35 protein-coding genes and 1 pseudogene are annotated in these 21,260 nt (G+C 62.1%); all 36 read right to left on the reverse strand.

Translation table 11 applies throughout. The features are described from left to right. Window positions 1–120: pseudogene (locus NKK47_RS32520) on the reverse strand (EamA/RhaT family transporter); the annotation flags it as partial. Window positions 121–125: 5 nt separating this feature from the next. Continuing rightward, complete coding sequence (locus NKK47_RS32525) at window positions 126–1,106, reverse strand: RluA family pseudouridine synthase (RefSeq protein WP_352458558.1); 981 nt, start codon at window positions 1,104–1,106, stop codon at window positions 126–128. Window positions 1,107–1,168: 62 nt separating this feature from the next. Beyond that, complete coding sequence (locus tag NKK47_RS32530; protein WP_352458557.1) at window positions 1,169–1,507, reverse strand: DUF190 domain-containing protein; 339 nt, start codon at window positions 1,505–1,507, stop codon at window positions 1,169–1,171. Further along, entirely contained in the window at window positions 1,504–1,875 is a 372-nt protein-coding gene (locus NKK47_RS32535; protein WP_352458556.1) for a CrcB family protein, read from the reverse strand. Before NKK47_RS32535 ends, NKK47_RS32530 begins: the two co-directional genes overlap by 4 nt. A 125-nt stretch (window positions 1,876–2,000) precedes the next feature. Further along, window positions 2,001–2,387 carry a fluoride efflux transporter CrcB gene (crcB, locus tag NKK47_RS32540; RefSeq protein WP_352458555.1) on the reverse strand — a complete coding sequence of 129 codons (387 nt, stop codon included), beginning with the start codon at window positions 2,385–2,387 and terminating at the stop codon, window positions 2,001–2,003. A gap of 31 nt (window positions 2,388–2,418) precedes the next feature. Beyond that, a complete protein-coding gene (locus NKK47_RS32545) occupies window positions 2,419–3,249 on the reverse strand; it encodes an aspartyl/asparaginyl beta-hydroxylase domain-containing protein (RefSeq protein WP_352458554.1) in 831 nt (276 codons plus the stop codon). 136 nt (window positions 3,250–3,385) lie between these two features. Further along, window positions 3,386–4,696, reverse strand: a complete 1,311-nt coding sequence (locus tag NKK47_RS32550) for a replication-associated recombination protein A (RefSeq protein ID WP_352579633.1) — start codon at window positions 4,694–4,696, stop codon at window positions 3,386–3,388. Window positions 4,697–4,739: 43 nt separating this feature from the next. Further along, a complete protein-coding gene (locus NKK47_RS32555; protein WP_352579634.1) occupies window positions 4,740–6,227 on the reverse strand; it encodes a DegQ family serine endoprotease in 1,488 nt (495 codons plus the stop codon). Between the two features lie 192 nt (window positions 6,228–6,419). Beyond that, window positions 6,420–6,851: a 50S ribosomal protein L17 gene (gene rplQ, locus NKK47_RS32560; RefSeq protein ID WP_023675127.1), complete on the reverse strand. Its 432-nt coding sequence runs from the start codon at window positions 6,849–6,851 to the stop codon at window positions 6,420–6,422. Between the two features lie 116 nt (window positions 6,852–6,967). Beyond that, window positions 6,968–7,978 (reverse strand): DNA-directed RNA polymerase subunit alpha, encoded by a 1,011-nt coding sequence (locus tag NKK47_RS32565; protein ID WP_023675128.1) that lies wholly within the window; start codon window positions 7,976–7,978, stop codon window positions 6,968–6,970. A 104-nt stretch (window positions 7,979–8,082) separates the two neighbouring features. Further along, window positions 8,083–8,472: a 30S ribosomal protein S11 gene (rpsK, locus tag NKK47_RS32570; protein WP_006205444.1), complete on the reverse strand. Its 390-nt coding sequence runs from the start codon at window positions 8,470–8,472 to the stop codon at window positions 8,083–8,085. A gap of 139 nt (window positions 8,473–8,611) precedes the next feature. Beyond that, a complete protein-coding gene (rpsM, locus tag NKK47_RS32575; RefSeq protein WP_006205445.1) occupies window positions 8,612–8,980 on the reverse strand; it encodes a 30S ribosomal protein S13 in 369 nt (122 codons plus the stop codon). Window positions 8,981–9,178: 198 nt separating this feature from the next. Continuing rightward, the gene (locus NKK47_RS32580) at window positions 9,179–9,790 is read right to left on the reverse strand and encodes an adenylate kinase (RefSeq protein ID WP_352458551.1); all 612 of its coding nucleotides are present in this window, start codon (window positions 9,788–9,790) and stop codon (window positions 9,179–9,181) included. After that, window positions 9,787–11,127: a preprotein translocase subunit SecY gene (secY, locus tag NKK47_RS32585; protein ID WP_023675130.1), complete on the reverse strand. Its 1,341-nt coding sequence runs from the start codon at window positions 11,125–11,127 to the stop codon at window positions 9,787–9,789. The genes NKK47_RS32580 and secY overlap by 4 nt, the downstream gene beginning before the upstream one ends. A 191-nt stretch (window positions 11,128–11,318) precedes the next feature. Beyond that, window positions 11,319–11,792, reverse strand: a complete 474-nt coding sequence (gene rplO / locus NKK47_RS32590; protein ID WP_292660428.1) for a 50S ribosomal protein L15 — start codon at window positions 11,790–11,792, stop codon at window positions 11,319–11,321. 22 nt (window positions 11,793–11,814) lie between these two features. Continuing rightward, on the reverse strand, window positions 11,815–12,012 hold the full coding sequence (rpmD, locus tag NKK47_RS32595; protein WP_006205449.1) for a 50S ribosomal protein L30: 198 nt from the start codon (window positions 12,010–12,012) through the stop codon (window positions 11,815–11,817). A 24-nt stretch (window positions 12,013–12,036) separates the two neighbouring features. After that, window positions 12,037–12,600, reverse strand: coding sequence for a 30S ribosomal protein S5 (gene rpsE / locus NKK47_RS32600; RefSeq protein WP_006333394.1), 564 nt, complete (start codon window positions 12,598–12,600; stop codon window positions 12,037–12,039). Between the two features lie 135 nt (window positions 12,601–12,735). Further along, window positions 12,736–13,095 carry a 50S ribosomal protein L18 gene (rplR, locus tag NKK47_RS32605; RefSeq protein WP_023675132.1) on the reverse strand — a complete coding sequence of 120 codons (360 nt, stop codon included), beginning with the start codon at window positions 13,093–13,095 and terminating at the stop codon, window positions 12,736–12,738. Between the two features lie 85 nt (window positions 13,096–13,180). Beyond that, window positions 13,181–13,714, reverse strand: a complete 534-nt coding sequence (gene rplF, locus NKK47_RS32610) for a 50S ribosomal protein L6 (RefSeq protein ID WP_023675133.1) — start codon at window positions 13,712–13,714, stop codon at window positions 13,181–13,183. Window positions 13,715–13,803: 89 nt separating this feature from the next. Continuing rightward, window positions 13,804–14,202 (reverse strand): 30S ribosomal protein S8, encoded by a 399-nt coding sequence (gene rpsH / locus NKK47_RS32615; RefSeq protein ID WP_006205453.1) that lies wholly within the window; start codon window positions 14,200–14,202, stop codon window positions 13,804–13,806. Window positions 14,203–14,214: 12 nt separating this feature from the next. Then, a complete protein-coding gene (gene rpsN / locus NKK47_RS32620) occupies window positions 14,215–14,520 on the reverse strand; it encodes a 30S ribosomal protein S14 (RefSeq protein ID WP_023675134.1) in 306 nt (101 codons plus the stop codon). A gap of 26 nt (window positions 14,521–14,546) precedes the next feature. Continuing rightward, on the reverse strand, window positions 14,547–15,125 hold the full coding sequence (rplE, locus tag NKK47_RS32625; protein ID WP_008875670.1) for a 50S ribosomal protein L5: 579 nt from the start codon (window positions 15,123–15,125) through the stop codon (window positions 14,547–14,549). Continuing rightward, entirely contained in the window at window positions 15,118–15,432 is a 315-nt protein-coding gene (gene rplX / locus NKK47_RS32630; RefSeq protein ID WP_254817150.1) for a 50S ribosomal protein L24, read from the reverse strand. Before rplX ends, rplE begins: the two co-directional genes overlap by 8 nt. Window positions 15,433–15,444: 12 nt before the next feature. Next, entirely contained in the window at window positions 15,445–15,813 is a 369-nt protein-coding gene (gene rplN, locus NKK47_RS32635; RefSeq protein WP_006205457.1) for a 50S ribosomal protein L14, read from the reverse strand. 82 nt (window positions 15,814–15,895) lie between these two features. Next, window positions 15,896–16,135 carry a 30S ribosomal protein S17 gene (rpsQ, locus tag NKK47_RS32640; protein WP_023675136.1) on the reverse strand — a complete coding sequence of 80 codons (240 nt, stop codon included), beginning with the start codon at window positions 16,133–16,135 and terminating at the stop codon, window positions 15,896–15,898. Between the two features lie 11 nt (window positions 16,136–16,146). Continuing rightward, complete coding sequence (gene rpmC, locus NKK47_RS32645) at window positions 16,147–16,347, reverse strand: 50S ribosomal protein L29 (RefSeq protein ID WP_006205459.1); 201 nt, start codon at window positions 16,345–16,347, stop codon at window positions 16,147–16,149. A 13-nt stretch (window positions 16,348–16,360) separates the two neighbouring features. After that, window positions 16,361–16,774 (reverse strand): 50S ribosomal protein L16, encoded by a 414-nt coding sequence (gene rplP / locus NKK47_RS32650; RefSeq protein ID WP_006205460.1) that lies wholly within the window; start codon window positions 16,772–16,774, stop codon window positions 16,361–16,363. Window positions 16,775–16,801: 27 nt separating this feature from the next. Further along, window positions 16,802–17,527 (reverse strand): 30S ribosomal protein S3, encoded by a 726-nt coding sequence (rpsC, locus tag NKK47_RS32655; RefSeq protein ID WP_023675137.1) that lies wholly within the window; start codon window positions 17,525–17,527, stop codon window positions 16,802–16,804. Further along, complete coding sequence (gene rplV, locus NKK47_RS32660) at window positions 17,527–17,916, reverse strand: 50S ribosomal protein L22 (protein ID WP_006205462.1); 390 nt, start codon at window positions 17,914–17,916, stop codon at window positions 17,527–17,529. The genes rpsC and rplV overlap by 1 nt, the downstream gene beginning before the upstream one ends. A 2-nt stretch (window positions 17,917–17,918) precedes the next feature. Further along, the gene (gene rpsS, locus NKK47_RS32665; protein ID WP_006205463.1) at window positions 17,919–18,197 is read right to left on the reverse strand and encodes a 30S ribosomal protein S19; all 279 of its coding nucleotides are present in this window, start codon (window positions 18,195–18,197) and stop codon (window positions 17,919–17,921) included. A gap of 16 nt (window positions 18,198–18,213) precedes the next feature. After that, window positions 18,214–19,047 (reverse strand): 50S ribosomal protein L2, encoded by an 834-nt coding sequence (gene rplB / locus NKK47_RS32670; protein ID WP_023675138.1) that lies wholly within the window; start codon window positions 19,045–19,047, stop codon window positions 18,214–18,216. A 22-nt stretch (window positions 19,048–19,069) separates the two neighbouring features. After that, the gene (locus tag NKK47_RS32675; RefSeq protein WP_023675139.1) at window positions 19,070–19,363 is read right to left on the reverse strand and encodes a 50S ribosomal protein L23; all 294 of its coding nucleotides are present in this window, start codon (window positions 19,361–19,363) and stop codon (window positions 19,070–19,072) included. Next, window positions 19,360–19,980 (reverse strand): 50S ribosomal protein L4, encoded by a 621-nt coding sequence (gene rplD / locus NKK47_RS32680; protein WP_352579635.1) that lies wholly within the window; start codon window positions 19,978–19,980, stop codon window positions 19,360–19,362. The genes NKK47_RS32675 and rplD overlap by 4 nt, the downstream gene beginning before the upstream one ends. Further along, entirely contained in the window at window positions 19,980–20,708 is a 729-nt protein-coding gene (gene rplC, locus NKK47_RS32685) for a 50S ribosomal protein L3 (RefSeq protein ID WP_023675141.1), read from the reverse strand. The genes rplD and rplC overlap by 1 nt, the downstream gene beginning before the upstream one ends. Before the next feature lie 96 nt (window positions 20,709–20,804). After that, window positions 20,805–21,113 carry a 30S ribosomal protein S10 gene (gene rpsJ, locus NKK47_RS32690; RefSeq protein WP_006205468.1) on the reverse strand — a complete coding sequence of 103 codons (309 nt, stop codon included), beginning with the start codon at window positions 21,111–21,113 and terminating at the stop codon, window positions 20,805–20,807. Between the two features lie 63 nt (window positions 21,114–21,176). Continuing rightward, a partial coding sequence (locus tag NKK47_RS32695) for an EF-Tu C-terminal domain-related protein (RefSeq protein WP_455749504.1) occupies window positions 21,177–21,260 on the reverse strand: 84 nt, incomplete at its 5' end.

Here is a 21,260-nt window from a genome sequence, read left to right on the forward strand (position 1 = left end):
ATACGAGATCTTGGCGGCAACGTAGTTCAGGCCCCACGAAAAGGTCAGCCCGACCATGATGGCGGCGGCCGCCAGATCGACCGCGTCACGACGGTCGAGTGTATCTGTGGCGACGCCCACCGCCGCTAGTCCTCCGCGCTCGCGTCGTCGAAACCGAGCAGGTTCCAGCTCTGGCGCATATGCGGCGGCATCGGTGCGGTGACGTCGACAAAGCCCTTGTCGGGATGAGGGATGACAATGCGGCGCGCGTGCAGATGCAGGCGGTTCTGCATGCCGCCTGGAAAATCCCAATTGGTGTCGGCCTCGAAATATTTGGGGTCGCCGATGATCGGGCAACCGATATGGGCGGCATGGACGCGAAGCTGGTGGGTGCGCCCGGTATAGGGTTCCATTTCCAGCCAGGACAGGGTCTGCGCCGCCTGCTCGACGATGCGGTAATAGGACACGGCGTGATCGGCGCCCTTTTCGCCATGCTTGGCGATGCGCACACGATCGCCGTCGGGCGTCGGTTCCTTGATCAGCCAGGTCGAGATCTTGTCCTCGCGCTTCGGCGGCACGCCCTTGACCAGCGCCCAGTAGGTTTTCTTCGTCTCACGCGCCCGGAACGCTTCGGCGAGCTTCATGGCGGCGAGCCTTGTACGGGCGACAACCAGCACACCCGACGTGTCGCGGTCGAGCCGGTGCACCAGACGCGGCTTCTCGCCCTTCTGGTTGCGCCAGGCTTCCAGCATGTCGTCGACATTGCGGGTGACGCCAGAGCCGCCCTGGACCGCCAGGCCGGCCGGCTTGTTGAAGACGAAGACCTTCGGGTCCTCATGGATCAGCATCTTTGCCAAAACGTCGGCGTCGCCCTGGTTGCGGATCGAATGACCGGTGAGCGGGCTTTCACCTTTCTTGTCGACTTCGAGCGGCGGCACTCGGACCGTCTGGCCGGCTTCGACGCGGGTATCGGCCTTCACCCTGCCGCCGTCGACGCGGATCTGGCCGGAACGCAGCAGCTTCTGCAGATGACCGAAACCGAGACCGGGGAAATGGCTCTTGAACCAGCGGTCGAGCCGCATGCCCGCCTCGCCGGCGTCCACTGTGATCTGTTCAACGCCTGCCATGATTCCAATCGCCGTTTTGCAGGCATGCAACGGCATTCGCCGGCACCCGCAATCTCACTCGGTTATTCGTTGTCGGTTCCATATTGCAGAACCTGAACTTTCTCCAGCGTAATCAAACCACTTGTCATGATTGTTTCAAGCACGGGCAGGAAAGCGGCCAATTTTTCCTCGTCATCGACGATCTCGATGACGAGTGGCAGATCCTCCGATAGGCGGAGGATCTTCGTGGTGTGAAGCCGGCTGGAATGGCCGAACCCCATCGCGCCGCGCAGGACGGTCGCGCCGGCGATCTGCATTTCGCGGGCCCTCAGCACGATAACCTCATACAGCGGACGGCCACCTGCCTTGTCGTTTTCGCCGATAAATATGCGCAGCAATTGCGCCTGTGTTGGTATCTTCATTGCCTGGACCCTCTCAGCCGGTTGAGCCGAACTGCAAAGATGTGGCCAAGCCAGACGGCGGCAAGCCAGGCCACCACGGAGATCGCGATATTGAATCCCGCCGCCACAAGCCTCCCGCCTTGCGCGAGGGTGAGTGTTTCAAGGCTGAAAGCGGAGAAGGTCGTCAGGCCGCCGCAGAAGCCGGCCATGAAGAATTGACGTTGCAGCGGACCGGCGAAGACGCGACCATCCGGTCCCGTCAATGTCGCGTAGAAGCCGATGAGGAACGAGCCAACAATGTTGACGAGGAGCGTGCCGAAGGGAAATCCAGCGCCCCACAGGGCAGTGCTCGTCGATGAGGCAAGCGCCCGCAACACACCGCCGATCATGCTGCCTGCGGCTACGGTCGCATAGAGCCGAACCGTTTCGTTGGTTCTGCGACGGCCAATGAGGCGCGCCGCATGCCCTGCCGCGGCAGTGTCCGTCCCGTCGTGGCGGAGCTTCCGCGGGCCGCTCACGGCGCCCCGCCGCCAATCAGAAGACTTCCCGCAGCAAAGCCCAGCGTCACGCCGCCGAGGCTCAGAAAAACCGAAAGCAGCACATTTCCGCCGGCGCGCCGCCATTCGCCCTCGCGCGCCAGCGCCAGCGTCTGCAGGCTGAAGGAAGAAACCGTGGTGTAGCAGCCGAGGCCGCCGGTAACGGTAAAGGCCCAGATGGCCGGCATGCCGGCGCGCGCCACCGCATGCGCAACGACACCGATTGCAAACGCTCCCGAGACGTTGACGGCCATAGTGCCCCAGGGAAAGGTCTCGCCGACCCGGCGGGCGACGAAGCCGGACAGGAAGAAGCGGGCCATTGCACCGATCGCGCCACCAAGGCAGACAAGCAACAGATGATACATCGTGCTCCCTCGCGCCGGTCACACCACGGTGTCAGGCGGCTCCGGCCTTCTTCGGCTTGCTGGAGCCGATCATCTTCCAGTTCTTGTAGAACATGGCATTGATGCGCTCGACGCTGACCGAAACGATGGCGAGAAGAGCGGCGATCAGGCCGGGGAATGGCGATGGCCGGATGATGTCCATGAACACGCAGTAGCGGCGCCCATCATATTCGTTGACCGAGCGGTGCAGCAGCGTGTCGTCGAAAATATAGAGCGGATTGTCGTGCCAGTAGTTCCTGGCGTTGTTGCACTCGACGAAAACCTCGGCCTTCACCGGGAGAAGATTGTAGAGAATGCGCAGGCTGAGCCGCAGCGGTCCGAAATGCCAGGAGGTCGATTCCTTGCCCCTGAACACCGACACGGCGATGGTCTTGATGTATTTGAAATCCTTGTTGAATTCGGCAACGTTGTCGATTTTGTGCTTGCCATACCACTGGTAGACATACATGCCGCGCCGGCCGCTGCCGAAATTGGCGTCGATATCGGCGATGATCTCGTCCTTGCGCGCTTTGAAGACGTCCAGAACCTCGTTGACCTCACGCTGATAGTCCGGAGGAAACTGGTCCAGTTTCCAGACACCGCGGTTTCTATAGCACAGCAGATCGACCAGCAGATTGAAGGGCGAAAGCAGCCAGGTGAAGATGCCGTTGCCGAGGAAATAACCACTGAACAGCGCCCAGTTCTTGTTGTCGTTGCGCAACACGTCGATCAGGCCGAGGACAATGAAAATTGTCGTCAGGATGGGAATGAAATAGAAGCCGAGTGCCAGCAGCGGGATCGCTATGGCGAACTTCCGAAGGGTCTTGCGATTTTTTTTTGTCATTTTTCCACGCGCCAGGCGCGATTCCGTTCTGAATATCGTCGGTACGTTTCTGGCCTGTCCGCCGGCCGAAGGCGCATCTTGATAGGGTTTTTTATCCCGCCAGACAACGGCGATCACACCAGTGTGCGACTGGCAGCTACTTTTCCCGCTCGCTGCGCAGCTTCGCCCAATAATCCAGCCGCTTCCTGATATCGCGCTCGAAGCCGCGCTCGGGCGGGTCGTAGAATGTCTGCCTTCCCATCTTCTCCGGAAAATAGTCCTGGCCGGAAAAAGCGTCGGGCTCGTCGTGGTCGTAGCGATAGCCGGCGCCGTAATCTTCCTGTTTCATCAGCTTGGTCGGCGCATTGAGAATGTGCTTGGGCGGCAGCAGCGAACCGAATTCCTTCGCCGCCTGTGTGGCGGCCTTGAACGCGGTATAAACTGCATTGGATTTCGGCGCGGTGGCGAGATAGACGGTCGCCTCGGCGAAGGCCAGTTCGCCCTCGGGCGAGCCCAGATAGTCATAGGCGTCCTTGGCGGCGTTAGCGACGATGAGCGCCTGCGGGTCGGCCAGCCCGATATCCTCCATCGCCATGCGCACCAACCGGCGCCCGAGATAAAGCGGATCCTCGCCGGCGTCGAACATGCGGGCGAGATAGTAGAGTGCCGCATCGGGGTCGGAGCCGCGCACCGATTTGTGCAAGGCGGAGATCAAATTGTAGTGGCCGTCCTGTCCCTTGTCGTAGATCGGCGCGCGGCGCTGGACGATGCGCTGCAGGGCTTCGGCGCCGAATACCTCCTTTGATTTCGCTGCGCGCCAGACCTCTTCGGCGAGCGTCAATGCCGCGCGGCCGTCGCCATCGCTCATGCGGATGAGCATCGCCCGCGCGTCTTCATCGAGCGGCAGCGCCCTGCCCTCTGCCTCCTCGGCTCGCGCCAGCAGCTTGGCGATGCTGTCCTCGCCGAGCGAGTGGAAGACCAGCACACGCGCGCGCGACAATAGCGCGGCGTTAAGCTCGAAGGACGGGTTCTCGGTGGTGGCGCCGACCAGCACGACGGTGCCGTCTTCCATCACGGGCAGAAAACTGTCCTGCTGGGCGCGGTTGAAGCGATGGATCTCGTCGACGAACAGCAGTGTCTGGCGGCCGTTCGAGCGGCGCAGCTTCGCTGCCTCGAACACTTTCTTCAGGTCGGCAACGCCGGAAAACACGGCCGAGATCTGTTCGAAGGCGAGGCTTGTCTCGCCGGCAAGCAGCCGTGCGACCGTGGTCTTGCCGGTGCCGGGCGGGCCCCAGAAGATCATCGAGCCGAGCGAGCCGGAGCCGATCAGCCGCGTCAGCGCGCCGTCGGATCCGGTCAGATGCTCCTGGCCGACGACCTCGCCGAGGTTCTTCGGGCGCAGACGGTCCGCCAGCGGCCTGCCGGGCGGCGTCTTTTCCGGTTCATCGACACTGAACAGATCGGCCATGCAACTTCTTCTGCCTGGAGCCCGATCATGCTGACGTTCGGGCTCAGTAACGCAACACCTGGCGCAGTATCTGCCCGCCGCGCTCGACGGTAAAGCGCCACCAGCGCGTATCCTGCTGGGCTACCTGTTCCAGGGTCGCCGCCTTGTCGATCGTCAGGCCATTGACCTCACGCACGATGTCGCCTGGCTGGAAGCCAAAATCGGCAGCAGGCGAATCGCGGTTGATGTCGACCACGGTGACGCCTTTGACATCGGTGTGCAGACCGAGCCGTTGGGCAAGCCGTGGCGACAGTTCAGCAACCTTGGCACCGGAAAACGGACTGCGGCCGCGCAATGTGAGTTCCGCAGCTTTGGCGCCCTCAGGGGGCCGTTCCAGCGCGATGTCCATCGTCGCCTGCTGACCCTTGCTCAGAACGCCGAAGCTGGCATTCGTACCAATCGACAGCGTCGCCATCCGGTAGTCCAGCGCCCCGACGCTCTCGACCGGCTTGCCATTGAGCGACAGCACTACGTCGCCCGGCTTGAGCCCTGCCTTGGCGGCGGGTCCCGCCTCTTCGACCGAAGAAACCAGCGCGCCGGTCGGTTTGTCGATGCCAAGCGATTCGGCAATCTGCGGCGTCACCGCCTCGAACTCGGCACCGGCATACGGCCGCTCGAAGAAGTCGAGCCCGGCCTTGGCCGCGTCGGCGAAGGCGCGAACCATGTTCGAAGGGATGGCAAAGCCGATGCCGATCGAGCCGCCGCTACGGCTATAGATCGCCGTGTTGATGCCGATCAGCTGCCCTCCCATGTTGACCAGCGCGCCACCGGAATTGCCGGGGTTGATGGCGGCGTCGGTCTGGATGAAGAAGCTGGAATCGGAGACGCCGATATGGCTGCGCGCCACCGCCGAAATGATGCCGCTGGTGGTGGTCTGGCCGACACCGAACGGATTGCCGATCGCCAGCACCAGATCGCCGACCTCGAGCGCGTCGGAATCGCCGATAGCGATCACCGGGAACGGCTTGTCAGAAGAAATCTTGAGCACGGCGAGGTCGAGCGTCTCATCCTTGAGCAGCACCTTGCTGTCGAATTCGCGCCCGTCGGCGGTCGCTACCTTGACCTGGTCGGCGTCCTTGACGACGTGGAAATTGGTGACCACGACACCGGTGGGATCGACCAGCACCCCCGAACCGAGCGAAGACTGCGCGCGCGGCTGCGAGCGGCCGAAGAACTCCTCGAAGAACGGATCGCCGTCGAAGGGCGACGTCACCTTGGCGGTCTGCGAGGCGTAGACATTGACCACGGCCGGCGCCGTCTGCTTGACCAGCGGCGCGAAGGACAGTTGCACCTCCTCGCGGCCGAACGGCACGCGCTTGTCGGGGCCGGAAGTGGCGTTTTCGCCTTCGACGCCATGCAGCAGATCGGTCAGCACGTCGGACAGACCGGGATCTGGCTTGGCCTCCTCCGCCAGCGCGTGCCTGGCCGCCGGCACGACGGCCAACGCCATCAAGGCGCAGATCAGAACAATGGACAGCCGTTTAACGCGCATTCCGAATCCTCCAAGTCGGGCGCCATTGTCCTGACGATTGTGCAAAATGAAAGGCTAAGCCGCTGAAATCCGATTATTTTGGGTAGTCGCCGCAAAAACCGGTGACAAAACCTCTACCAGCCCGCCCGGTACCTTCGGAAACAGAAAAAGGGGCCCGGAGGCCCCTTTTGAACTTCTCAGGAAAACCGAGCCTTATGCGGCTGCGGCTTCCTCTTCGGTGCCTTCGGCCTCGATGCGGGCACGGTCGCCGGCGCCCTTGGCCGAGGTGTCGCGGTCGACGAATTCGATGACGGCCATTGCGGCGTTGTCACCGTGGCGGAAGCCCGCCTTCATGATGCGCAGATAGCCGCCGTTGCGGGTGGCGTAGCGGGGCGCGATGGTATCGAACAGGCGCTTGACGACGCCTTCATTGCCGATCTGGGCAATCACCTGGCGGCGAGCGTGTAGGTCGCCGCGCTTGCCGAGCGTCACCAGCTTCTCGACGATCGGACGCAAATCCTTCGCCTTCGGCAGCGTGGTGAGGATCTGCTCGTGCTCGATAAGCGACACGGCAAGGTTGGCAAACATCGACTTGCGATGGCTTATGCTGCGGGCGAACCGGCGGCCTTTAAATCCGTGGCGCATGGCTCTTCTCCTTCATTGCGGTTTCAAGAGGCCTGAGCCCCAGTTGGTTAGCCGCATGATCTTGTCCGAAAAGTCTGCAACTTTTTGCTGCGCTGACCTTCGGTTCGGGATCATGCTCAATATTGGTCTTCGTAACGCTTGGCGAGGTCTTCGATGTTTTCCGGCGGCCAGTCCGGCACTTCCATGCCGAGATGCAGGCCCATCGCCGCCAGGACTTCCTTGATCTCGTTCAGCGACTTGCGGCCGAAGTTCGGGGTGCGCAGCATCTCGGCTTCGGTCTTCTGGATCAGGTCGCCGATATAGACGATGTTGTCGTTCTTCAGGCAGTTGGCCGAACGCACCGAAAGCTCGAGTTCGTCGACCTTCTTGAGCAGCGCCGGGTTGAAGGCAAGCTCGGTAACCTGTTCGGCAGCGACTTCCTTCTGCGGCTCGTCGAAATTGACGAACAGGCCGAGTTGGTCCTGCAGGATGCGAGCGGCGAAGGCCACCGCGTCCTCGCCCGAAATCGAACCGTCGGTCTCGATGGTCATGGTCAGCTTGTCATAGTCGAGAACCTGGCCCTCGCGGGTGTTCTCGACCTTGTAGGAGACCTTCTTGACCGGCGAATACAGGCTGTCGACGGGGATCAGCCCGATCGGCGCGTCCTCGGCGCGGTTACGGTCGGCCGGCACATAGCCCTTGCCGGTATCGACGGTGAATTCCATGCGGATTTCAGCGCCTTCGTCCAGCGTGCAGATGACGTGGTCGGGATTGAGGATCTCGACGTCGCCGACCGTCTGGATGTCGCCGGCGAGAACCGCGCCCGGTCCCTGCTTGCGCACGACCATGCGCTTGGGGCCGTCGCCTTCCATGCGGATGGCGATTTCCTTGATGTTCAAAACGATGTCGGTCACGTCCTCGCGGACGCCGGCGATGGACGAGAATTCATGCAGAACGCCGTCGATCTGCACGGCGGTTACAGCCGCGCCACGCAGCGAAGACAGAAGCACGCGGCGCAGCGCGTTGCCGAGGGTGAGGCCGAAGCCGCGCTCGAGCGGCTCGGCGACCAGCGTGGTCAGCGTCTTCTTCTTCGACGAGAACTCGATCTTGTTCGGCTTGATCAGTTCTTGCCAATTTTTCTGGATCATAGTGCTTTCCTTCCGTTGTCCCGCCACCATCCAATCGTGGCGGGCGACCTGGAATGCCGTGGAGGAGCGCCCTTGAGGCGCTCGCGCGGCGTTCGGTAAATTCTTTAGACGCGGCGCTTCTTGCGCGGGCGGCAGCCATTGTGCGGGATCGGCGTCACATCACGGATCGAGGTGATGGTGAAGCCGGCAGCCTGCAGCGCGCGCAGCGCCGATTCACGACCGGAGCCGGGTCCACAGACCTCGACCTCGAGCATGCGCATGCCGTGTTCCTGGGCCTTCTTGGCAACATCTTCTGCGGCCATCTGGGCAGCGAACGGGGTCGATTTGCGCGATCCCTTGAAGCCCTGGGCTCCGGCCGACGACCAGGCAATCGAGTTACCCTGCGCGTCGGTGATGGTGATCATCGTGTTGTTGAAGGTCGAATTGACGTGGGCAACGCCCGACGAGATGTTCTTGCGTTCGCGACGGCGAACACGAGCGGCTTCCTTGGCCATGATGGTCCTTTCAGTTGATCTCTACACCGCCGTAATGCCAGCGGCTCCACCAGGGAGAAGGCAGTAGGGGAATATGGCAGTAGGGCAGTATGTCTGCCGTTCCTATTGCCTTACTGCCCTACTCCCTTACTGCCCTAAATTACTTCTTCTTTCCGGCAATCGACTTAGCCGGGCCCTTGCGGGTGCGCGCATTGGTATGCGTGCGCTGACCACGAACCGGCAGCGAGCGGCGGTGACGCAGGCCGCGGTAGCAGCCGAGGTCCATGAGTCGCTTGATGTTCATCGACACTTCGCGGCGCAGATCGCCCTCGACCTGGTAATCGCGGTCGATGGTCTCGCGGATCTGCAGCACTTCCGCGTCGGTCAGCTGGTTGACGCGACGCTCGGCCGGGATGCCGACCTTGTCGACGATCTCCTGGGCGAACTTCTTGCCAATGCCGTGAATGTATTGAAGCGCGATGACGACGCGCTTGTTAGTCGGAATATTGACGCCGGCTATACGAGCCATGTTCTTCTCTTCTCCATATAGGCCGGACGAGCCGGCGCTTCAAGTTGCCCCGCGTCCGGTGGAGGCCGGCCCTTGCGGGAGTTTCCAGTTCAAAGCGGCCTGCCTTGCCCTTGCGGACAAGCAAGCCTCATGCCTGATAGGAAGACGGGCCGCCATACCCCAGCGGACCGCTCCAGTCAAGCGCAATCGTTCGATTCTCTAGCCGGCCGCCTGGCCAACTTTCCGGGTCGTCGCCCTGAGCACCGCCTCGATCTGCTGCGTCACCGCATCGATGTCGGCCATGCCATCGACGCCCCTGAGCTTGCCCTTGGCGTAGTAGTAGCCGATCAGCGGCGAGGTTTTCTTGTAATATTCCCTCAAGCGTTCCTCGAACACCGCTGGGCTGTCGTCCTTGCGCACCGGCAGCCCTGCGGCCTTGGCGTCTTCGGCGCGCTTGACGATTCGGCCAACCAGCGCCTTGTCATCGACGACAAATTCGATGACAGCATCGAGCTCCAGTCCGCGATCCGACAGCATTTCCTCAACGGCGTCCGCTTGCACCAGGGTTCGCGGGTACCCGTCAAGGATGAAGCCGTTTGCGCAATCAGCTTGATCGATGCGCTCGGCCACGATGGCGTTGACGATAGCGTCGGACACCAGTTCGCCAGCGTCCATCACCGCCTTGGCGCGCTTGCCGACTTCGGTGCCAGCCTGGACAGCAGCACGCAGCATGTCCCCCGTGGAAAGCTGTGGGATGCCGTGTCGTTCTACCAGTCTTAGTGCTTGTGTCCCCTTGCCCGCCCCCGGCGGTCCAAGCAATATCAACCTCATCTGGCCTTTTTCCCCCCGCGCAGCTTCGACTTCTTGATCAGGCCCTCATACTGGTGCGCGATCAGGTGACCCTGAATCTGCGCCACCGTATCGAGCGTTACACTGACCACGATCAGGAGCGAAGTGCCACCAAGGTAGAACGGTACGCCAGTCGCTGAAATCAGGAACTCGGGCAGCAGACACACCAGCACCAGATAAATGGCGCCGACGACGGTGATGCGGGTGAGCACATAGTCAATATAGTCCGCAGTGCGCTCGCCCGGACGATAGCCCGGGATGAAGCCCGAATGCTTCTTGAGCTGGTCGGCGGTGTCCTTCGGATTGAAGACGATCGCCGTATAGAAGAAGGCGAAGAACACGATCATCGCCGCGTAGAAGGCCATATAGAGCGGCTGGCCGTGGCCGAGCGCCGCCAGGATGGTGCTGGCCCATGCAGGCATATTGGTGGTCTGCGAGAAGCCGGCAACCGTTGCCGGAAGCAGCAGCAGCGACGAGGCGAAGATCGGCGGAATGACGCCGGAGGTGTTAAGCTTCAGCGGCAGATGCGAGGTATCGCCCTGGAACATGCGATTGCCGACCTGACGCTTGGGATACTGGATCAGCAGGCGGCGCTGGGCGCGCTCGAAGAAGACGATCAGCGCGATGACGATGATGGCCAGCACGATGATCGCCAGGATCAGGCCGGTCGACAAGGCGCCGGTGCGGCCAAGCTCCAGCGTGCCGGAGATGGCGCGCGGCAGACCGGCGACGATGCCGGAGAAGATGATCAGCGAAATGCCGTTGCCGATGCCGCGAGCAGTGATCTGCTCGCCAAGCCACATCAGGAACATGGTGCCGCCGACCAGCGTGACGACGGTAGAGATGCGGAAGAACATGCCGGGATCGTTGACGATGCCGTTGCCGCCCTCAAGCCCGACCGAAATGCCGTACGCCTGAACCAGCGCCAGAAGCACGGTGCCGTAGCGTGTGTACTGGTTGATGATCTTGCGGCCCTGCTCGCCTTCCTTCTTCAGCGCTTCCAGCGACGGAATGACCGAGGTCATCAGCTGCATGATGATGGAGGCCGAGATATAGGGCATGATGCCGAGGGCAAAGATTGCCATGCGCTGCACGGCGCCGCCGGCGAACATGTTGAACATGCCGAGCACGCCCTTGCTCTGCGACGAGAAGGCCTGGGCGAAAGCGTCGGGATTGATGCCGGGCAGCGGAATATAGGTGCCAAGACGGTAGACGAGCAGCGCGCCGATGGTGAACCAGATGCGCTTCTTCAGATCCTCGGCTTTGGCGAAGGCCGAAAAATTCAGATTCGAGGCTAGTTGTTCAGCAGCCGAAGCCATGCCTGATTCTCCGCTTGGTCACGCTCGATGCCCGCAGCTCAGGCGGCGCGTGTCACCGAAGCTCACGAGATAAGCTCCGGACTGCAAACATGCAAGCGGCCGCGTTGATGCGGCCGCCACATCTGTCGGATCAAAGCACGACCGAAGGCAAAACCGAATTCCACCTTTGCCGGCCGTGCTTCAAATTGCCGTTACTCGGCGGCTGCCTTCTCAGGCAGCTTCACCGAGCCGCCGGCCTTTTCGATCTTCTCGATCGCGGCCTTGGAGGCTCCGGCCACGTCGAAGGCAAGCTTGGCCTTGATGTCGCCGTCCGAAAGGATGCGCACGCCGTCCTTGACGCGACGGATGACACCTGCCGCAACCAGCGCCTCGGCCGTTACAACTGTCTTAGCGTCGAGCTTCTTGGCATCGAGCGCCGCCTGGATGCGGGCCAGCGACACGACGGTGAAGCTCTTGGCGAAGATATTGTTGAAGCCGCGCTTCGGCAGGCGGCGGTAGAGCGGCATCTGGCCACCCTCGAAGCCGTTGACGGCGACGCCGGAGCGCGCCTTCTGGCCCTTGACGCCGCGACCGGCGGTCTTGCCCGAACCGGAACCGATGCCACGGCCGAGACGCTTCTTGGAGTGCGTCGCGCCGTCCTTGTCACGCAGATCATTGAGTTTCATCTGAGTTCTCCTGCGCTCTGGCTCAGCCCTCGTCCACGACGCGGACGAGATGCTGGACGGCAGCGATCATGCCGCGCACCGAGGGCGTATCCTCCAGCGTGCGCTGCTTGTGCATCTTGTTGAGGCCGAGGCCGACCAGCGTTGCGCGCTGCTCCTTCGGCCGGCGGATCGGCGAACCGATCTGCTCGACGGTGATGGTCTTGGTTGCTTTCTTGGCCATGGTCAGATCCCTGGTCAGCGTCGACTATTCTTCAGCCGCAACGGCGGTGCCGCGGCGGGCCTGAAGGGTCGAATACTTGATGCCGCGCGCGGCAGCCACATCCTTCGGATGCATCTGGCTCTTCAGCGCGTCGAAAGTGGCGCGAACCATGTTGTAGGGGTTCGAAGAACCCATCGACTTGGCGACCACGTCATGCATGCCGAGCGTCTCGAAAACGGCGCGCATCGGGCCGCCGGCGATGATGCCGGTACCTTGCTTGGCGGCGCGCAGCAGAACGCGTCCCGCGCCCCAGCGTCCCTCGACGTCGTGGTGCAGCGTGCGGCCTGAGCGCAGCGGCACGAAGATCATGTCGCGCTTGGCCGATTCGGTCGCCTTGCGGATCGCCTCCGGCACTTCGCGCGCCTTGCCGTGGCCGAAGCCGACGCGGCCCTTCTGGTCGCCGACGACGACAAGTGCCGCAAAGCCGAAGCGCCGGCCGCCCTTGACGACTTTGGCGACACGGTTGATGTGGACGAGCTTGTCGACCATGCCGTCGTCGCGCTCTTCGCGATCACGGCCGCGGCCGCCATCCCTACGTTCCTGTGCCATATCCTGTTCCTTGTTTTTTTCCGGAAGCACGGTTGATGATGATATCCGGCACCTCTGCGGGTCGCCGGGGGCGAAAACTCTTTTTTCCTTCGCATGATCTTATCCGAAAAGTCTGCAACTTTTCGGGATCATGCTCTAGAAGCTCAGACCACCTTCACGGGCAGCCTCGGCCAGGGCCTTGACGCGGCCGTGGTAGATATAGGCGCCGCGGTCGAAGACGACTTCCTTGACGCCGGCTTTCGAGGCGCGTTCGGCGATCAGCTTTCCGATGGCAGCTGCAGCCGCGGTGTCGGCGCCGGTCTTGAGCGAGCCCTTGAGCTCCTTCTCGAGCGTCGAAGCAGCCGCGATGGTGTGGCCCTTGGCGTCGTCGATCACCTGGACATAGATGTTCTTCGACGTGCGATGGACCGACAAGCGCGGACGATCGCCGGCAACCTTCTTGATCTGGCGGCGGACGCGCTGGGCGCGGCGTTGGGTGGATTCTTTCGAGCCCATGATATCAGTTCCTTGCCTTCAAAAAACGGGGGCAACCATATGCGGTAGGACGAGCCTCCCGCGACCGCTCCCCGCGGCGTTAAAATTACTTCTTCTTGCCTTCCTTGCGGACGATCTTCTCGCCAGCATAGCGAACGCCCTTGCCCTTGTAGGGCTCGGGGCTACGATACTCGCGGATCTCGGCGGCAACCTGGCCGACCTGCTGCTTGTCTATTCCGGTCACCGTGATTTCCGTCGGCTTCGGCACCGAAATCGTCACGCCCTGCGGCGTCTCGTAGACGACGTCATGGCTGAAGCCGAGCGCCAGCTGCAGGTTCTTGCCTTGCATGGCGGCACGATAGCCGACGCCGGTGATCTCGAGCTTCTTTTCGAAGCCGTCCTTGACGCCCTGCAGGATGTTGACGATCTGCGTGCGTGACATGCCCCACTTGGAACGGGCAGTCTTGGTCTGGTCGCGCGGCTGGACAGCGATCTCGCTGCCTTCCATCTTGACCAGCACTTCGTCGTTCACCACGAACTTCAGCTCGCCCTTCGGACCCTTCGCCGTCACGGTCTGGCCGTTGACGGTCGCGGTCACGCCCTGCGGCAGCGAAACGGGTTTCTTTCCAATACGAGACATTTTGTTGTCCTCGTCACTTCTCTTGTTTCAGGTCTCGGCTTTCGGGACTAGATCCCGAAAACCTGTTTCCAACCGGGTCACATACCAGATCAGAAGATCTGGCAGAGGATTTCCCCGCCGACATTCTGTTCACGCGCTTCGTGGTCGGCCATCACGCCCTTCGGCGTCGAAAGGATGGCGATGCCGAGGCCGTTGGCGACGTGCGGTATCGACTTGGCCGAAACGTAGACGCGGCGGCCGGGCTTCGAGACCCGAGCGATTTCGCGCACCACCGGCGCACCATCGAAATACTTCAGCTCGATCTCGATTTCGGACTTGCCGTTGTCGAAGTCGGTCTGGCTGTAGTCGCGGATATAGCCTTCCGCCTTCAGCACGTCGAGGACGCGGGTACGCAGGCGCGAGGCCGGCGTCGAAACGCTCGACTTCTTGCGGCCATACGCGTTGCGGATGCGGGTCAGCATATCGCCGAGAGGATCGCTCAATGACATGTTATGTCCTCCTTACCAGCTCGACTTGACCAGGCCCGGGATCTGGCCGTTATTGCCGAGATCACGAAGCGCGATACGCGATACTTTGAGCTTGCGATAATAGGCACGCGGACGTCCGGTGACTTCGCAGCGGTTGCGGATGCGGGTCTTGGCCGAGTTGCGCGGCAGCGCCGAAAGCTTCAGCTGGGCGCGGAAGCGCTCTTCCATCGGCTTGGACTGATCCATGATGATCGCCTTGAGCACCTTGCGCTTGGCAGCGAACTGGTCCGCAAGCTTGCGGCGCCTGTTGTTCTTCTCGACTGAGCTGGTCTTTGCCATGTCAGATTTTCCTTTTCTCGCTGCCGTTACTGGCGGAAGGGGAAGTTGAAGGCCTTGAGCAATGCCCTGGCTTCGTCGTCCGTCTTCGCAGTCGTACAAACGATGACGTCCATGCCCCAGATCTGATCAACCTTGTCGTAGTTGATCTCCGGAAACACGATGTGTTCCTTGATGCCCATGGCATAGTTGCCACGGCCATCGAAGCTCTTCGGATTAAGTCCGCGAAAGTCGCGGACGCGCGGCAGTGCGATGTTCACGAGGCGGTCGAGGAACTCGTACATGCGTTCCTTGCGTAGCGTGACCTTGGCGCCGATCGGCATCTTCTCGCGGACCTTGAAGCCGGCGATCGAGTTGCGGGCGCGGGTGACAACGGCCTTCTGGCCGGCGATCATCGCAAGGTCTTCCGCCGCGATCGAAGGCTTCTTCGAATCGCCAGTCGCCTCGCCGACGCCCATGTTCAGCACGATCTTGTCGATGCGCGGAACCTGCATCTCGTTCTCGTAGCCGAACTGCTCCTGCAGCGCCTTGCGGATGGTCTCGTTGTAGACCTGCTTGAGGCGCGGCGTGTTCTGGGCAGTTGCCTGCTTGGTTTGAGCCTTAGCCATTGATGACTTCTCCCGAGCGCTTGGCGACGCGCACCTTCTTGCCGTCCTTCTGGAAGATGAAGCCGACGCGGGTCGGCTTGCCATCCTTGGGGTCGGCCAGCGCGATGTTCGACAGCTGGATCGGCGCTTCCTTGGTGATGATCCCGCCCTCTTGGGACTGGGACTGCTTCTGGTGACGACGGATCAGGTTGACGCCGCGCACCAGCGCGGTGTCATCCTTCGGCTGTACCGAAAGGACTTCGCCCGAACGGCCTTTGTCCTTGCCGGCCAGCACGACGACCTTGTCGCCTTTTCTAATCTTTTGCATTGGTCCGGCTCCTTACAGCACTTCAGGCGCGAGCGAGATGATCTTCATGTGGTTCTTGGCGCGGAGTTCGCGCGGAACCGGTCCGAAGATACGCGTGCCGATCGGCTCTTTCTTGTTGTCGACGAGAACGGCTGCGTTCTTGTCGAAACGGATCACGCTGCCGTCCGGGCGGCGGATGTCCTTGGCCGTGCGAACCACGACCGCCTTCATCACATCGCCCTTCTTGACGCGGCCGCGCGGGATGGCTTCCTTGATCGACACCACGATGATGTCGCCCACGGAAGCGTATTTCCGCTTCGAGCCGCCCAGCACCTTGATGCACATGACACGACGGGCGCCGGAATTATCCGCGACGTCGAGGTTTGTTTGCATCTGAATCATGACTGGCCGCCTTCTTCTTTTCTAACGGGACGGGTTTCTCACCCCTCCCCGGTCTGTCCAAAATTCGTTTCGTTAGCCCTGATCAGGCCTGGTCCGAAGACACCACGACCCAGCGCTTGTCCTTGGAAATCGGCTTCGATTCCTGGATGAACACCTGATCGCCGACCTTGTGGGCGTTGTTCTCGTCGTGCGCCTTGTACTTCTTGGTCATGCGCACGGTCTTCTTCATCACGGGATGCGTGAAGCGCCGTTCGACCTTGACGACAACCGTCTTCTCGTTCTTGTCGCTGACGACGGTGCCCTGCAGAATGCGCTTTGGCATGGTTTTCGTCCTTAAGCCTTCTTGGCCGCGGACTTTTCCGCAGCGATGGTCTTGATACGCGCAATGTCCTTGCGGACCTGCCTCACGCGCGCGGTCTTCTCAAGCTGGCCGGTGGCCTTCTGGAAGCGCAGGTTGAACTGCTCCTTCTTCAGGCTGGCCAGGTCGTCGGTCAGCTGGTCCTGGGTCTTGGTCCGGATGTCTTCGGCTTTCATGATCAGCCCGTCCTTATTCTGCGATGCGCTGTACGAAGCGCGTCCTGACCGAGAGCTTGGCCGCGCCGAGACGCAGCGCCTCACGGGCGGTTTCCTCGTTGACGCCGTCGATCTCGAACATGATGCGGCCCGGCTTGACGCGTGCCGCCCAGTAGTCGACCGCGCCCTTGCCCTTACCCATACGGACTTCGGTCGGCTTCGACGTCACCGGCACGTCCGGGAAGATACGGATCCACACGCGGCCGGCACGCTTCATCTCGCGGGTGATCGCGCGGCGAGCCGCCTCGATCTCACGCGCGGTGACGCGGTTCGGCTCAAGCGCCTTCAGCCCGAAACCACCGAAATCCAGGTTGGTGCCGCCCTTGGCGGTACCGTGGATGCGGCCCTTGAACTGCTTGCGGAACTTTGTGCGCTTTGGCTGCAGCATCGTTCTAACTCCAAATTCCTAAATGTCTTACGCGTTTTCGCGACGGCGACCGCGTTCGCGCTCACCACCACCGCCATGCGCATGATCGCCCTCGGTGGCGCGGCGCTCCGAAGCCATCGGGTCGTGCTCGAGGATCTCGCCCTTGAACACCCAGACCTTGACGCCGCAGATGCCGTAGGCCGTATTCGCCTCGGCCGTGCCGTAGTCGACGTCGGCACGCAGCGTATGCAGCGGCACGCGGCCTTCACGATACCATTCCATGCGCGCGATCTCGGCGCCGCCGAGACGGCCGGCGCAGTTGATGCGGATGCCTTCGGCACCGAGGCGCATCGCCGACTGCACGGCACGCTTCATGGCGCGGCGGAACGCGATGCGGCGCTCGAGCTGCTGGGCGATCGACTGGGCGACCAAGGTCGCGTCGATCTCCGGCTTGCGCACTTCGACGATGTTCAGATGCGTCTCGGACTTGGTCATCTCCATCAGCTTCTTGCGAAGCTTCTCGATGTCGGCGCCCTTCTTGCCGATGATCAGGCCCGGACGCGCCGCATGGATGGTGACGCGGCACTTCTTGTGCGGACGCTCGATCACGACCTTCGAGATCGCAGCCTGCTTGAGTTCCTTCTCAAGATATTTGCGGATTTTGATGTCCTCGTGCAGCAGTTTGCCGTACTCGCCGGTGTTCGCGAACCAGCGCGAATCCCAGGTGCGGTTGATGCCGAGACGCAGACCGATCGGATTGACTTTCTGGCCCATTATGCGGCCTCCCCTTTTTCTTCGACTTCACGAACGACGATCGTGAGGTGCGAGAACGGCTTCTCGATACGGCTGGCGCGACCACGGCCACGGGCATGGAACCGCTTCATGACGATCGACTTGCCGACATAGGCTTCCGCCACGATCAGCGCATCGACGTCGAGGTCGTGGTTGTTTTCCGCGTTGGCGATCGCCGATTCCAGCGTCTTCTTGACCGTGCCGGAAATCCGCTTGGCCGAGAATTCGAGGTCGGAAAGCGCTGTCGCGACCTTCTTGCCGCGGATCAACGCGGCAACCAGGTTCAGCTTCTGCGGGCTGATACGGATCGTGCGCAACACGGCGCGCGCTTCGTTGTCAGCAAGCCTGCGCGGAGCTTTGGCCTTGCCCATGATTATTTCCTCTTCGCCTTCTTATCCGCGCCGTGACCGTAATAGGTCCGGGTCGGAGCGAATTCACCAAACTTGTGACCGACCATGTCCTCGTTCACCGAGACGGGAACGTGCTTCTGGCCGTTGTAGACACCGAAGGTGAAGCCGACGAACTGCGGCAGGATGGTGGAGCGACGGCTCCACATCTTGATCACCTCATTGCGACCACCTTCACGAACCTTGTCCACCTTCTTCAGAAGGTAGCCGTCGATGAAGGGGCCTTTCCAAATCGAACGAGTCACTTGGCGTTACCTCTTCTTAGCTCTTGCGCTGATGGCGCGAGCGCAGGATGAACTTGTCGGTCGCCTTGTTGGACCGCGTCTTCTTGCCCTTGGTCGGCTTGCCCCAGGGCGAAACCGGATGGCGGCCACCCGAGGTGCGGCCTTCGCCGCCGCCATGTGGATGGTCGACCGGGTTCATGGTCACGCCGCGATTGTGCGGACGTTTGCCGCGCCACACGGTGCGGCCTGCCTTGCCGTCATTGATGTTGCCGTGGTCCGGGTTAGACACGGCGCCGACAGTGGCCATGCAGGAGCCGTGGACGACACGCTGCTCGCCCGAATTGAGGCGCAGGATCGCCATGCCCTGGTCGCGGCCGACGAGCTGGCCATAACCGCCGGCCGAACGGGCGACCTGAGCGCCCTTGCCGGGCTTCAGCTCGATATTGTGGACGATCGTGCCGACCGGCATCGAAGCCAGCGGCATCGCGTTGCCCGGCTTCACGTCGACCGATTCACCGGCCACGATCTTGTCACCGGGAGCCAGACGCTGCGGGGCGATGATGTAGGACAGCTCGCCATCGTCATACTTGATCAGCGCGATGAAGGCGGTGCGGTTCGGATCGTACTCGATACGCTCGACCGTGCCGACGACGTCGAACTTGCGGCGCTTGAAGTCGATGATACGGTAGGTGCGCTTGTGACCGCCGCCGATGAAGCGGGCCGTGATGCGGCCGTAATTGTTGCGGCCGCCCGACTTGGTCAGGCCTTCGGTCAGGCCCTTGACGGGCTTGCCCTTGTAGAGGCCCGAGCGGTCGACGATGACCAGCTGACGGGTGCTCGGCGTTACCGGGTTGAATTTTTTCAGTGCCATTGTTCTGTCCTCGCGACCTTGCTCAGAGACCCGTCGCGACGTCGATCGACTGGCCTTCGGCCAGCGTCACAACCGCCTTCTTGACGTCGCTCTGGCGGCCGATCGTGCCGCGGAAGCGCTTGATCTTGCCCTTGCGGACAAGCGTGTTCACGGCCATCACCTTGACGCCGAACAGCGCTTCGACGGCGGCCTTGATTTCCGGCTTCGACGCCTTCTTGGCGACATTGAAGACGACCTGGTTCTGCTCGGAAGCCATGGTCGACTTTTCGGTGATCGCCGGCGAGACGATCACGTCGTAATGACGAAGGTCGGTCATTTGAAGCGCTCCTCGAGAGCCTCGACGGCGGCCTTGGAAAGGACCAGCGTGCCGCGGCGCAGAATGTCGTAGACGTTGATGCCCTGGATGGGCAGCACGTCGATGTTCGGGATGTTGGTCGCCGCCAGCTTGAAATTCTTGTCAAGCTCGGCGCCGCCGATCACCAGGGCGTTGCTCAGGCCCAGCGTCGCGAAATTCGCGATCAGCGCCTTGGTCTTGGCCTCGGTCAGCTTCAGCTCGTCGATGATGATGATCGACGCGCTCTTGGCCTTGGCCGAAAGCGCATGCTTGAGGCCGAGTGCACGCACCTTCTTCGGCAGATCGTGCTCGTGGCTGCGAACGACCGGGCCATGGGCCTTGCCGCCGCCGCGGAACTGCGGAGCGCGAGCCGAATGGTGACGGGCGCGGCCGGTACCCTTCTGCTTGTACATCTTGGCGCCGGTGCGGGCGATTTCCGCGCGACCCTTGGCCTTGTGGGTGCCCTGCTGCTTCTTGGCAAGCTGCCAGCGCACGACGCGCTGCAGGATGTCCTCGCGCGGATCGAGGCCGAAAATCTCTTCGGAGAGCTTCAGCTTGCCGGCGCCCTTGCCGCCAAGCGTTGTAATCTTGAGGTCCATTATTCCGCTCCCTCTGTGGCCGGCGCCTCGTTCGTGGCGGCACCGTCAGTCGCAACGGCGCGGATCGCGGCGGGCTTGGGCGCATTGGCCGGAAGCGCCACCTTGGCCGCGTCGCGGACCAGGATCCATGCACCCTTCGAACCCGGGACCGCACCGCGGATCAGGATCAGGCCGCGATCGGCGTCGGTCGAGACGACCTCGACATTCTGCGTGGTGACGCGGGTGTCACCCATGTGGCCGGCCATATGCTTGCCCTTGAACACCTTGCCCGGATCCTGGCGCTGGCCGGTCGAGCCGTGTGTACGGTGCGACACCGAGTTGCCGTGCGTCGCGCGGCCGCCACCCATGTGGTGCCGCTTGATGACGCCCTGGAAACCCTTGCCGATCGTGGTTCCCGTCACATCGACCTTCTGGCCGACGACGAAGTGCTCGACGGTGATCTCGGCGCCAACATCGATCATGTTGTCGGCGGAGACGCGGAACTCGGCAACCTTGGCCTTGGGCTCGACGGAAGCGGTCGCGAAATGGCCGCGCATCGCCTTCGACGTGTTCTTCACCTTGGCAAGGCCAACGCCGAGCTGGACGGCGGTATAGCCGTTCTTCTCCTGCGTGCGCTGCGCCACGACCTGGCAGTTCTCCATCTGGAGAACAGTGACGGGAACATGTTCCCCGGCATCGTTGTAGATGCGGGTCATTCCCACCTTCTTTGCAATCACACCTGAACGCATCGGTTCAATTCCTTTAGAGTTCCCTGTCGGGGCTGTCGCCCCTCCACGCCTCTTGTTCCTTCAGAGTTCCGGGTCGCCCCGCTGACCTCTGGTTCCTTAGAGCTTGATCTCGACGTCCACACCGGCGGCCAGGTCGAGCTTCATCAAAGCATCGACCGTCTGCGGGGTCGGGTCGACGATGTCGAGCAGACGCTTGTGCGTGCGCATCTCGAACTGCTCGCGGCTCTTCTTGTCGACGTGAGGCGACCGGTTGACCGTGAACTTTTCGATCCGCGTCGGCAGCGGAATGGGGCCGCGGACGTTGGCGCCGGTGCGCTTGGCGGTCGACACGATTTCCCGTGTCGAGGCGTCGAGCACCCGGTGATCAAACGCCTTCAGGCGGATGCGGATATTCTGTCCGTTCATGCGTCACTTCCTTGTTCTGGCGCGGCGCGGGCAGCGCCCGCGACAGATCGGTTTAAGTCCAAATTACTCTTTGATGGTGACGACGATGCCGGCACCGACGGTGCGGCCGCCTTCACGGATGGCGAAGCGCAGCTTCTCTTCCATGGC

It is taken from the genome of Mesorhizobium sp. M0019, from assembly GCF_040323975.1.
In the GTDB taxonomy this organism is placed as follows: Bacteria; Pseudomonadota; Alphaproteobacteria; order Rhizobiales; family Rhizobiaceae; genus Mesorhizobium.